The organism is Streptomyces monticola, from assembly GCF_042665355.1.
Taxonomy (GTDB): domain Bacteria; phylum Actinomycetota; class Actinomycetes; order Streptomycetales; family Streptomycetaceae; genus Streptomyces; species Streptomyces monticola.
This window is the reverse complement of the sequence record NZ_JBHTCF010000017.1, coordinates 131,191-142,279: the sequence shown is the minus strand read 5'-3', so window position 1 is coordinate 142,279 and position 11,089 is coordinate 131,191. Positions and strand designations below refer to the sequence as shown.

12 protein-coding genes are annotated in these 11,089 nt (G+C 69.5%); 11 read left to right on the top strand and 1 reads right to left on the bottom strand.

Annotated elements, in window-relative coordinates:
- The first annotated feature begins 68 nt into the window (after positions 1–68).
- From lepB to ACFQVC_RS31670, 8 genes are all read left to right on the top strand, one after another.
- The gene (gene lepB / locus ACFQVC_RS31705; protein ID WP_381837076.1) at positions 69–821 is read left to right on the top strand and encodes a signal peptidase I; all 753 of its coding nucleotides are present in this window, start codon (positions 69–71) and stop codon (positions 819–821) included.
- Positions 822–876: 55 nt separating this feature from the next.
- The gene (locus tag ACFQVC_RS31700; RefSeq protein WP_381837194.1) at positions 877–1,419 is read left to right on the top strand and encodes an NUDIX hydrolase; all 543 of its coding nucleotides are present in this window, start codon (positions 877–879) and stop codon (positions 1,417–1,419) included.
- A gap of 55 nt (positions 1,420–1,474) precedes the next feature.
- Positions 1,475–1,783, top strand: coding sequence for a DUF2469 domain-containing protein (locus tag ACFQVC_RS31695; RefSeq protein WP_003965949.1), 309 nt, complete (start codon positions 1,475–1,477; stop codon positions 1,781–1,783).
- 204 nt (positions 1,784–1,987) lie between these two features.
- The gene (locus ACFQVC_RS31690) at positions 1,988–2,395 is read left to right on the top strand and encodes a YraN family protein (protein WP_381837074.1); all 408 of its coding nucleotides are present in this window, start codon (positions 1,988–1,990) and stop codon (positions 2,393–2,395) included.
- Positions 2,395–4,014: a YifB family Mg chelatase-like AAA ATPase gene (locus ACFQVC_RS31685; protein ID WP_381837072.1), complete on the top strand. Its 1,620-nt coding sequence runs from the start codon at positions 2,395–2,397 to the stop codon at positions 4,012–4,014. The genes ACFQVC_RS31690 and ACFQVC_RS31685 overlap by 1 nt, the downstream gene beginning before the upstream one ends.
- The gene (gene dprA / locus ACFQVC_RS31680) at positions 4,011–5,180 is read left to right on the top strand and encodes a DNA-processing protein DprA (RefSeq protein WP_381837070.1); all 1,170 of its coding nucleotides are present in this window, start codon (positions 4,011–4,013) and stop codon (positions 5,178–5,180) included. The genes ACFQVC_RS31685 and dprA overlap by 4 nt, the downstream gene beginning before the upstream one ends.
- Before the next feature lie 240 nt (positions 5,181–5,420).
- Complete coding sequence (gene whiG / locus ACFQVC_RS31675) at positions 5,421–6,260, top strand: RNA polymerase sigma factor WhiG (RefSeq protein WP_381837068.1); 840 nt, start codon at positions 5,421–5,423, stop codon at positions 6,258–6,260.
- 254 nt (positions 6,261–6,514) lie between these two features.
- Positions 6,515–7,072, top strand: a complete 558-nt coding sequence (locus ACFQVC_RS31670) for a TetR/AcrR family transcriptional regulator (RefSeq protein WP_381837192.1) — start codon at positions 6,515–6,517, stop codon at positions 7,070–7,072.
- Positions 7,073–7,211: 139 nt separating this feature from the next.
- Here the strand turns inward: ACFQVC_RS31670 and ACFQVC_RS31665 are convergent, their stop codons facing one another.
- The gene (locus ACFQVC_RS31665; RefSeq protein WP_381837066.1) at positions 7,212–7,826 is read right to left on the bottom strand and encodes a murein hydrolase activator EnvC family protein; all 615 of its coding nucleotides are present in this window, start codon (positions 7,824–7,826) and stop codon (positions 7,212–7,214) included.
- 284 nt (positions 7,827–8,110) lie between these two features.
- Between ACFQVC_RS31665 and rpsB the strand changes: the two genes are divergently transcribed.
- The 3 genes from rpsB to pyrH all read left to right on the top strand — a co-directional run bounded on the left by rpsB (position 8,111) and on the right by pyrH (position 10,956).
- A complete protein-coding gene (rpsB, locus tag ACFQVC_RS31660) occupies positions 8,111–9,025 on the top strand; it encodes a 30S ribosomal protein S2 (RefSeq protein WP_381837064.1) in 915 nt (304 codons plus the stop codon).
- A gap of 155 nt (positions 9,026–9,180) precedes the next feature.
- The gene (gene tsf, locus ACFQVC_RS31655; RefSeq protein WP_381837062.1) at positions 9,181–10,017 is read left to right on the top strand and encodes a translation elongation factor Ts; all 837 of its coding nucleotides are present in this window, start codon (positions 9,181–9,183) and stop codon (positions 10,015–10,017) included.
- 183 nt (positions 10,018–10,200) lie between these two features.
- Positions 10,201–10,956 carry a UMP kinase gene (gene pyrH / locus ACFQVC_RS31650; protein ID WP_381837060.1) on the top strand — a complete coding sequence of 252 codons (756 nt, stop codon included), beginning with the start codon at positions 10,201–10,203 and terminating at the stop codon, positions 10,954–10,956.
- Positions 10,957–11,089: the final 133 nt, after the last annotated feature.

The window sequence follows — 11,089 nt, the reverse complement described above, 5'->3', positions numbered from 1 at the left end:
TCCCAGATCGCCGATCTTCCGCGTGTGTCTTCCGCGAGCTGGATCGATTCTCCGAGGTGGGGACTGGGATGAGCAGAACGCGTCGTACGGACGAGGGCCATGGCAACCTCGGCAGCAAGCTGTCGGGCCTTGCCGTGGCCCTCGGCTGTGTGCTGTTCCTCGGCGGATTCGTATGGGGCGCGGTCCTCTACCAGCCGTACACCGTCCCCACCCAGTCGATGTCCCCGACGATCGGCGCCGGGGACCGGGTCCTGGCCGAGCGCATAGACGGCGCGGATGTGCGCCGCGGGGACGTCGTCGTCTTCAACCAGAAGTCCTGGGGCGATCTGCCCATGGTCAAGCGCGTCGTCGGCATCGGCGGCGACAAGATCGCCTGCTGTGACGACAACGGCCGCCTGACCGTCAACGGCAAAGCGATCGAAGAACCGTATCTCCCCAAGGACGCACAGGCCGCCACCACCGGAATCCCACCGACGACGGTGCCCGAGGGCCGGCTGTTCCTGCTCGGCGACGAGCGCAGCGGCTCCCTCGACTCCACCGTCCACCTCGACGAGGCCGGCAACGGATCCGTGCCGCGCAGCTCCGTCAGCGCCCGCGTCGACGCCGTGGCCTGGCCGATGAAGGGCATGCTGGAGCGCCCCACCGGCTTCGAGGCGCTGCCCGGCGGACTCTCCGAGCCCGGACCGCTCCGCCTGGTCATCGCCTCGGTCGTGGCCGGAGTCCTCCTCATCCTCGGCGGCGCCGCCTACGGCCCGATCGCCAAGAGGTCCGCACGCAAGGCGCGGCCCGCGCGGCGCAGGGAGCCGGCCGGTGTCCGCTGAACCTGCGGACCGGTCTACGACCGGGACGCAGCTGGGCGGGGCCGTCGGGGCGCCGCTGGGCGAGGGCGCTGGGGCGCCGCTGGGCGAGGGCGCGGGGGCGAGGCTGCGCAAGGTGGCGCGGGTCGTTCTGCTCGACCCGCAGGACCGCATCCTGCTCATGTCAGGGCACGAACCGGAGAACCCGGCGGACAACTGGTGGTTCACCCCTGGAGGAGGCCTCGAGGGCGACGAAACCCGCGAGCAGGCCGCACTGCGGGAACTGGCCGAGGAAACCGGCATCACAGACGTCGAACTCGGACCCGTCCTCTGGCGGCGGATCTGCTCCTTCCCCTTCGCCGGAAGCCGCTGGGACCAGGACGAGTGGTACTTCCTCGCGCGTACGCGGAAGACCTCGGCCACCACACGGACAGCCACCGCCATGCCTGGCCTCACCGAGCTTGAACAGCGCAGTGTGTCCGGAATGCGGTGGTGGACGTGCCGGGAACTCTCGGCCACACATGAGACGGTGTATCCGACCAGGCTCGCCGAGCTGCTCCGCAGGCTGCTCGACGAGGGTCCTCCGAGCAGTCCGCTGACCCTGGACACGGAAATCGTCTAGGGGCGGGCGGGGCTGGCGCACAATAGGGGGACGCACGGCTGAAGGGGAACATGCCATGAGCGCCGAGGACCTCGAGAAGTACGAGACCGAGATGGAGCTGAAGCTCTACCGGGAGTACCGCGACGTCGTCGGTCTGTTCAAATACGTGATCGAGACCGAGCGGCGCTTCTATCTCACCAATGACTACGAGATGCAGGTGCACTCCGTACAGGGCGAAGTGTTCTTCGAGGTGTCCATGGCGGACGCCTGGGTCTGGGACATGTACCGGCCGGCCCGGTTCGTGAAGCAGGTCCGCGTCCTCACATTCAAGGACGTGAACATCGAGGAGCTCAACAAGAGCGACCTGGAGCTTCCCGGGGGCTGAGAGCTGCAACTAGCCGGCTACTCGTCCGCCTGGCTGCACGGCTGCACGGCTGCTGCGTGGCTGACGGGTGAGGCCTGTGGGGCGACGATGAGGCCCGTGGGGCGCCTGTGGGTGAGGGAGTTATCCACAACCCGCGGGTTATCCACCAAGATCAACAAGTTGTGTGCAGGTGCACCACCTTCGAGTCCGGAGGTGGTGCACGACATGAACGCACGCGGAGCACTCGGCACATACGGCGAAAACCTCGCCGCCCGACGCCTCACCGAGGCAGGCCTGGCCATCCTGGCGCGCAACTGGCGCTCCGGCCACGGCGGCGAGATCGACATCGTCGCCCTCGACGGGGACACCCTCGTCATCTGCGAAGTCAAAACCCGCAGAGGAGCCCCGGCAGAACCCCGTCCCGCCGACGGCCCCGCCCGCTCGGCCGCAGCCTTCCAGCACCCCATGGCCGCCCTCACCCCGGCCAAAGCAGACCGGCTGCGCACCATGGCCGAGCGCTGGCTGCACAAACACGGCGGAGCACCACCCGGCGGCGTCCGCATCGACCTGATCGGGATCACCCTGCCCCCACGCGGCGCACCCGTCGTCGAGCACGCCCGGGGGGTGGCCTGATGGCCTTCGCCCGCACCTGCTCCGTCGCCCTGGTCGGCGTCGAAGGCGTCGTCGTCGAGGTCCAGGCCGACCTCGAACCCGGCGTCGCCGCCTTCACCCTCGTCGGCCTCCCCGACAAGAGCCTCACCGAAAGCCGCGACCGCGTCCGCGCCGCCGTCGTCAACTCCGGCGCCGACTGGCCACAGAAGAAGCTCACCGTAGGCCTCAGCCCCGCCTCCGTCCCCAAAGGCGGCAGCGGCTTCGACCTCGCCGTGGCCTGCGCCGTCCTCGGCGCGGCCGAGCGCATCGACCCACGCGTCCTCGCCGACGTCGTGATGATCGGCGAACTCGGCCTCGACGGCCGCGTCCTGCCGGTGCGCGGCGTCCTCCCCGCCGTCCTCGCCGCCGCAGACGCCGGATACGACCAGGTCGTCGTGCCCGAACGAGCCGCCGCCGAAGCAGCACTCGTACCCGGGGTCTCCGTCCTCGGCGTGCGCAGCCTGCGCCAGCTCATCGCAGTCCTCACCGACGAAGCCGTACCCGAAGAAGAACCCGACGACGACAGCCGCCCCGACCCCACCCTCTCCGGCCTCATGGCGCCAGGAATGGGCCTCGGCGGCGCACTCGCCGCCATCAGCTCCGCACGCGGAGACACCGGAGCCGACCTCGGCGACGTCGTCGGCCAACCCGCCGCACGCACCGCACTCGAAGTGGCCGCAGCCGGCGGCCACCACCTCTTCCTGCAAGGACCACCAGGCGCCGGCAAGACCATGCTCGCCGAACGCCTCCCGTCGATCATGCCGCCGCTCACCAGACAGCAGTCCCTCGAAGTGACCGCCGTCCACTCCGTCGCAGGCATGCTCCCCCCAGGCCGCCCCCTCGTCGAAACCTCGCCCTACTGCGCCCCACACCACTCCGCGACCATGCAGTCCCTCATCGGCGGCGGACCAGGACTGCCCCGCCCCGGCGCCGTATCTCTCGCACACCGAGGCGTCCTCTTCCTCGACGAAGCCCCGGAATTCAGCGCCAAAGCCCTGGACGCCCTGCGCCAGCCCCTCGAATCCGGGCAAGTCGTCGTCGCCCGCGCCGCCGGAGTCGTGCAACTGCCCGCACGCTTCCAGATGATCCTCGCCGCCAACCCCTGCCCCTGCGGCCGCTGCACCCTCCTCGGCGAGACCGGCAGCTGCACACCCGGCGCCATCCGCCGCTATCAAGCACGGCTCTCCGGACCCCTGCTCGACCGCGTCGACCTCAAAGTCGAAGTCGAACCCGTCACCCGCGCCGACCTCACCGGCGCCACCCTGCGAGGCGACAGCACCGACCAAGTCGCCGACCGCGTACGACAGGCAAGAGAACGCACCACGGCACGCCTCACAGACACCCCCTGGACCACCAACAGCGAAGTGCCGGGACACACACTGCGCACCCGATGGCGCACCACCCCCGGCGCCCTCGACGAAGCCGAACACGACCTGGAGCGCGGCCTGCTCACCGCACGCGGCCTCGACCGGGTACTGCGCATCGCCTGGACCATCGCCGACCTGGCCGGACGCGACCGCCCGGAAGCCCCCGACGTGAACCTCGCACTGCAACTGCGCACCGGCATCCCCCGCGGCGCCCCCATGGCGGTCAGCCCATGACCCCACACAGCCAGGCACCGAACCCACAAGAGGAGCGGCTGGCCAGGGTCGCCCTCACCCGAGTACTCGAACCAGGCGACGAAACCGGCGGCCGCTGGCTGCGCACCCACGGCGCCGCCGGCCTCCTGCGCCGCCTCACCGAAGATGGCCCGCCCCTGACCGGCGCCACCACCCGGCACATCGCAGGGCTCCGCAATCGCGCCGCGGCCGCACAACCCGAGGCGGACCTGGAGACCGCCCACGCCGCCGGAGCCCGGTTCATCTGCCCAGGCGACCCCCAGTGGCCGGGCCAGCTGGCCGACCTCGGCGACGCCCAACCCATCGGACTCTGGGTACGAGGCCGCCCGGACCCACGGATATGGGCCCTCCGCTCCGTCGCCGTGGTCGGCGCCCGCGCCTGCTCCGACTACGGCGCCCACATGGCCGCCCAGCTCGCCACAGGCCTGGCCGAACACGGCTGGGTCGTCATCTCCGGCGGCGCCTACGGCATCGACGGCGCCGCACACCGCGGAGCACTGGGGGCCGGCGGAGCCACCGCCGCGATCCTCGCCAGCGGAGTCGACACACCCTACCCGCGCGGACACGCAGAGCTCCTCGACCGAATCGCCGAACAAGGCCTGCTCATCGGCGAGTTGCCACCCGGAGCCCACCCCACCGCCTACCGCTTCATCCAACGCAACCGCGTCATCGCCGCCCTCACCCGCGGCACCGTCGTCGTCGAAGCCGCACTCCGCAGCGGAGCACTGGTGACGGCCCGCAGCGCACAGCGGCTCCGGCGGCACACAATGGGAGTACCGGGGCCCGCCACCAGCGCACGCTCCGCAGGTGTGCATCAACTCCTGCGCGGCGAAGGTGTCCTCGTCACCGACGCCGCCGAAGTCATCGAACTCGTCGGAGAAATGGGCCAGCTCGCCCCGGAGCGGCGCGGCCCCGTCGTGCCGCGCGACCTTTTGGCGCCGCGCACCGCACGCGTGCTCGCCGCACTCCCGGCGCGCACCACCGCCCGCGTGGACGACATCGCCCGCGGCGCGGCGGCAACCGAGGACGACACCGTCGCCGGCCTTTACGAACTCCAGTCCCTCGGCTTCGTCGAACGACACGGCGACGGCTGGCAGTTGACACGCCAGGCGTTCATATCCGACTTTCACTCACCGAAAGAGGCCTGACAACGAGCATTGCGCTCTCCGGACGATCCCCGATGACCTTGGCAGATTCTGCGTCGCGGCCCTCACCACAAGTCCGCCGCGATACCCGAAAAGGAGGGAACCACCGAGCAACTGAACGTATCCGCGCACCCGCGATCCCATACTCTTCGCACACTGCGACACTCCAGTCACGCTACGCTCACAAGGCTTCCGACTTCGACAAGCAATCTCGGTTCACGGCAGAACGGCTCAAGGCGACGAATGCCCCAGCACACCTCCGGGTCCGACCGGGCGGCGGCGGTTACTCCCGCCGCCCGTGACGGTGCGCGGCCGCCCGCACCCTCGTCGCTCGACGAGCTGTGGCGGTCGTACAAGGCGACGGGCGACGGACGGCTGCGCGAACAGCTGATCCTGCACTACTCGCCGCTGGTGAAATACGTCGCGGGCCGAGTCAGCGTGGGTCTGCCGCCCAACGTGGAACAGGCGGACTTCGTCTCCTCGGGAGTGTTCGGACTCATCGACGCCATCGAGAAGTTCGACATCCAGCGCGAGATCAAATTCGAGACCTACGCGATCACCCGCATCCGCGGCGCGATGATCGACGAACTGCGCGCCCTCGACTGGATCCCCCGCTCCGTCCGGCAGAAGGCACGCAACGTCGAGCGCGCCTACGCCACCCTCGAAGCCCAGCTCAGGCGCACCCCCTCCGAGACCGAAGTGGCCGCGGAGATGGGCATCGCCATCGAGGAACTCCACGCGGTCTTCAGCCAGTTGTCCCTCGCCAACGTCGTCGCCCTCGAAGAACTCCTGCACGTCGGCGGCGAAAGCGGCGACCGCCTCAGCCTCATGGACACCCTTGAGGACACCGCCGCCGAGAACCCCGTGGAGATCGCCGAGGACCGTGAGCTGCGCAGACTGCTCGCCCGGGCCATCAACACACTTCCGGAACGCGAGAAGACCGTAGTGACCCTCTACTACTACGAAGGGCTCACACTCGCCGAGATCGGCAATGTACTCGGCGTCACCGAGAGCCGCGTCAGCCAGATCCACACCAAGTCCGTACTGCAACTCAGAGCGAAGCTGGCAGGCTTCGGACGCTGAATCGGTCCTGCCACGGCAAGGCCGGACCCCATGCCCCGGCAGCGCACGGCACAGCACCACGGCGGGCAGCGCCCAGCGCCCCAGCCGATCCGCGCACCCCGCCCGAGACGCTCCCTCGAAGCCACCCCGGCCGCTCCTGCGCCCCCTGACCAGCACAGCTCAGCCCAACCGGTTCCCCTTGGTGCCCGAGCCGACTCCCGTGACAGGCGTCGGCTCCGTAAAGTGGAACCGTGCCAAGGATTCGAGCGGCCTCAGTGGCCGAGCACCGGTCGATGCAGCGCGGCGCCCTGCTGGACGCCGCGCGCTCCCTCCTGTCCGAAGGCGGTACGGAAGCGCTGACCTTCCCCGCCCTCGCCGAGCGCACAGGCCTCGCCAGATCCTCCGTCTACGAGTACTTCCGCTCCCGCGCCGCCGTCGTGGAAGAGCTCTGCGAGGTCGACTTCCCGGTCTGGGCGGCCGAGGTCGAGACGGCGATGGAGCAGGCCCAGGAACCCGAGGGCAAGGTCGAGGCGTACGTCCGCTCCCAGCTCGCCCTCGTCGGCGACCGGCGTCACCGCGCCGTGGTCGCCATCTCCTCCAGTGAGCTCGACGCCGGCGCCCGCGAGAAGATCCGCGCCGCGCACGGCGGCCTCGTCGCCATGATCGTCGAAGCCCTCGAAGCGCTCGGACATCAGCAGCCACGCATGGCGGCCATGCTGCTGCAGGGAGTCGTGGACGCGGCCGTGCGCCGGATCGAACTGGGAGCCGCAGAGGACCCCGGAGCGATCACGGACGCCGCGGTCCGCATGGCACTGCGGGGAGTACGGGGCTGAGGGGCTGGGGCCACGCTGCACTTCTGGGGGCCGCGCCGCACTTCTGACCAGGCTTTCCATTTCGCCTTCTGGGGCCCCACCCCCTCCCTCCCCCCCCACCCCCCTCCCGCCCCCTCCTCCACCCCGCCCTCTCCCTCCCTCACCCCATCTCAGGCACCCCGAATACCGGCAGGAGCCGGGATGGGCCGCGGCGCAGGAGCCAGGGGGGTAGCAGGGTGAGGGGGTTCAGGTAGGTCTTTGCTCTGCGCAGGCCCCAGTGGAGGCAGGGCTGTGTGCAGTGGAAGGGGCCGTCTTCCAGGGTGCCGAGAGGGTCGCCGGTGGTGACTCGGGTGCCCTTCTCGACCGTGGCCCGTACTGGTTCGTAGGTGGTGCGCAGGGGTGTGGTGCCGGTGCCGGTGTGGTCGACGGAGATCACGCCTCGGCCCGCGACCCGGCCGGCGAAGGTGACGCGTCCTGGTGCGGCTGCGCGTACGGGGCTGCCCGGGGGTGCGGCGAGGTCCACGCCGCGGTGGCCGGGGCCGTAGGCGGTCGCGGGGGGTCGCCAGGCGTGCAGGATGCGGGGTCTGCCGGGGGGTTCGGGGCCGACGGGCCAGGTGCGGTCGCCGGCTGGTGTGTGGGGGGCTTCGCGCGGGGGCGGGATTTTGTCGCGTGCGTTGATCTGCGGGGCGTGGCTGCTGTTTGCCGGTGTGGTGGCGGCGGCCAGGAGCAGGGCCGTGGCCAGGGCGTATGTGGTGGGGCGTGAGGGTTGGGGCATGGGGGAAGTCTTCCGGGCGGGGCTTTGGGGCGGGGATCATGGTCTGGATCTGTGGAGTACTGGCCGGTTGTGGATAGCGGCGTCACCCGGTGCCTCGCGGGTCCCGTACACTTCTTGTGGCGATCCGGGTCACCGGGTCGACTTCGCACGCCCCGACACCTGGCTGAAGAGCCGGTAGGTGTCAGCGCCCCTCGGTCCCGTACGGACGTCTTCGGACGGATGTCACGTGGCACGGCGCGCGCTGGGGTGTCAGGACATAACCGAGAACACCAAGGAGTACGGCCATGGCCGTCGTCACGATGCGGGAGCTGCTGGAAAGCGGCGTCCACTTCGGTCACCAGACCCGTCGTTGGAACCCGAAGATGAAGCGTTTCATCTTCACGGAGCGCAACGGCATTTACATCATCGACCTTCTCCAGTCGCTGTCGTACATCGACCGCGCCTACGAGTTCGTCAAGGAGACCGTCGCCCACGGCGGCACGGTCATGTTCGTCGGCACGAAGAAGCAGGCGCAGGAGGCCATCGCCGAGCAGGCCACCCGCGTCGGCATGCCCTACGTGAACCAGCGCTGGCTGGGCGGCATGCTCACCAACTTCTCGACCGTCTACAAGCGTCTGCAGCGCCTCAAGGAGCTTGAGCAGATCGACTTCGAGGACGTCGCCGCGTCGGGTCTCACCAAGAAGGAGCTTCTCGTGCTCTCGCGCGAGAAGGCCAAGCTGGAGAAGACCCTCGGTGGTATCCGCGAGATGCAGAAGGTGCCCAGCGCCGTCTGGATCGTGGACACCAAGAAGGAGCACATCGCGGTCGGCGAGGCCCGGAAGCTCAACATCCCGGTCGTCGCCATCCTCGACACCAACTGTGACCCCGACGAGGTCGACTACAAGATCCCGGGCAACGACGACGCGATCCGCTCCGTCACCCTGCTCACCCGTGTGATCGCCGACGCTGTCGCCGAGGGCCTCATCGCCCGCTCCGGTGGCGCCGGTGAGGGCAAGGGCGAGAAGGCCGCCGGCGAGCCGCTCGCCGAGTGGGAGCGCGACCTGCTCGAGGGCGAGAAGAAGGCGGAGGCCGAGAAGGCCGAGGCCGACAAGCCCGCCGAGGACGAGAAGCCGGCCGAGGCCGCCGCCGAGGCTCCGGCCGCTGAGGCGCCCGCCGCCGAGGCCCCTGCCGCTGAGGCTCCGGCCGCCGAGCAGGCCTGACCCGTCCGGACCCCTTCGCAGGGTCTCAGGTTCGGTAGTTGACGGCGGGGGCCGCAAAGCCCCCGCCGTTCACCCGTCACCGTAGATCTCCGGCCGCCCATCGCCCAGGCGGAGTCCAGGCGGCCGTCACAGACTTCAGAAAGATTCACTGAATCATGGCGAACTACACCGCCGCCGACGTCAAGAAGCTCCGGGAGCTCACCGGCGCCGGCATGATGGACTGCAAGAAGGCGCTCGACGAGGCCGAGGGCAACGTCGACAAGGCCGTCGAGGCGCTCCGCATCAAGGGCCAGAAGGGCGTCGCCAAGCGCGAGGGCCGTTCTGCCGAGAACGGCGCCGTGGTCTCGCTGATCGCCGACGACAACACCTCCGGTGTCATCGTCGAGCTGAAGTGCGAGACGGACTTCGTCGCCAAGGGTGACAAGTTCCAGGCCGTCGCCAACGCCCTTGCCGCGCACATCGCCGCCACCTCCCCGGCCGACCTCGAGGCGCTGCTCGCCTCCGAGATCGAGGCCGGCAAGACCGTGCAGGCGTACGTCGACGAGGCCAACGCCAACCTCGGCGAGAAGATCGTCCTGGACCGTTTCGCGCAGTTCTCCGGCGCCTACGTCTCCGCGTACATGCACCGCACCATGCCCGACCTGCCGCCGCAGATCGGTGTTCTGGTCGAGCTGGACCAGGCCAACGCCGAGGTCGCCAAGGGCATCGCGCAGCACATCGCCGCGTTCGCCCCGAAGTACCTGACCCGCGAGGACGTCCCGGCCGAGGTCGTGGAGTCCGAGCGTCGCGTCGCCGAGGAGACCACCCGCGCCGAGGGCAAGCCCGAGGCCGCGCTCCCGAAGATCGTCGAGGGTCGCGTCAACGCGTTCTTCAAGGACGCCACCCTTCTTGGCCAGCCCTACGCGCTGGACAACAAGAAGTCCGTCGAGCAGGTCCTCAAGGAGGCCGGTGTCACCCTGAAGCGCTTCTCGCGCATCAAGGTCGGCATCTGAGTCCGTACCGCGATCGACTCAAGACCCCGCTAGGGTCGACAGCAGCCGTCCGGGTACCGGATGAGTCCGCGTAACGCCGCGGACGCCGGGCGACCGCAGTTTTGACGAGGAGGCCATTGCCGCAGAGGGACGTAAGTACCCCCGGCAATGGCCTTCTTGTATGTGCACCACTAGGAGATCTTCATGACCAAGGCCGACCACAGCGACGACGGGAAAACGCCCGGCCGTTTTCTGCTGAAGCTCTCCGGCGAGGCTTTCGCCGGCGGCGGAGGCCTCGGCGTCGACCCCGATGTGGTGCATGCCATCGCCCGCGAGATCTCCGCCGTGGTGCGGGACGGCTGGCAGATCGCCGTTGTCATCGGCGGCGGCAACTTCTTCCGCGGCGCGGAGCTGCAGCAGCGCGGCATGGACCGGGCCCGCTCCGACTACATGGGCATGCTCGGCACGGTCATGAACTGCCTTGCCCTGCAGGACTTCCTGGAGAAGGAAGGCATCGACAGCCGCGTGCAGACCGCCATCACCATGGGCCAGGTCGCCGAGCCGTACATTCCCCTGCGCGCCGTGCGCCATCTGGAGAAGGGCCGCGTCGTCATCTTCGGCGCCGGTATGGGCATGCCGTACTTCTCCACCGACACCACCGCCGCGCAGCGCGCCCTGGAGATCGACGCCGAGGCGATGCTGATGGGCAAGAACGGCGTGGACGGCGTCTATGACTCCGACCCGAAGAAGAACCCCGACGCGGTGAAGTTCGACGCGCTGGAGTACGGCGAGGTCATCACCCGTGACCTCAAGGTCGCCGACATGACGGCGATCACGCTGTGCCGGGACAACAAGCTGCCCATTCTGGTCTTCGAGTTGCTCGCGGAGGGCAATATCGCCCGCGCGGTCAAGGGTGAGAAGATCGGCACTCTCGTGAGCGACCAGGGCACCCGGGCCTGACCCGCATCTCCCGGGGCAGGCCCGGGGGATGGACAATGTCCTGCCGGTCGGACACCGTGCAGGAAGAGACGCGACGCAGCCGGCGCCGAGCAGTTCCCTCCGGGATGTGCGGGCGCCCCCAGCCCACTCAAGA

Bases quoted from the DNA above. Each gene is read 5' to 3' on its own strand.
- ACFQVC_RS31665 (WP_381837066.1), bottom strand. From the start codon at position 7,826: ATGCCCCAACCCTCACGCCCCACCACATACGCCCTGGCCACGGCCCTG.
- pyrH (WP_381837060.1), top strand. From the start codon at position 10,201: ATGACCAAGGCCGACCACAGCGACGACGGGAAAACGCCCGGCCGTTTT.
- dprA (WP_381837070.1), top strand. From the start codon at position 4,011: ATGACCCCACACAGCCAGGCACCGAACCCACAAGAGGAGCGGCTGGCC.
- rpsB (WP_381837064.1), top strand. From the start codon at position 8,111: ATGGCCGTCGTCACGATGCGGGAGCTGCTGGAAAGCGGCGTCCACTTC.
- ACFQVC_RS31695 (WP_003965949.1), top strand. From the start codon at position 1,475: ATGAGCGCCGAGGACCTCGAGAAGTACGAGACCGAGATGGAGCTGAAG.
- whiG (WP_381837068.1), top strand. From the start codon at position 5,421: ATGCCCCAGCACACCTCCGGGTCCGACCGGGCGGCGGCGGTTACTCCC.
- ACFQVC_RS31690 (WP_381837074.1), top strand. From the start codon at position 1,988: ATGAACGCACGCGGAGCACTCGGCACATACGGCGAAAACCTCGCCGCC.
- lepB (WP_381837076.1), top strand. From the start codon at position 69: ATGAGCAGAACGCGTCGTACGGACGAGGGCCATGGCAACCTCGGCAGC.
- ACFQVC_RS31685 (WP_381837072.1), top strand. From the start codon at position 2,395: ATGGCCTTCGCCCGCACCTGCTCCGTCGCCCTGGTCGGCGTCGAAGGC.
- tsf (WP_381837062.1), top strand. From the start codon at position 9,181: ATGGCGAACTACACCGCCGCCGACGTCAAGAAGCTCCGGGAGCTCACC.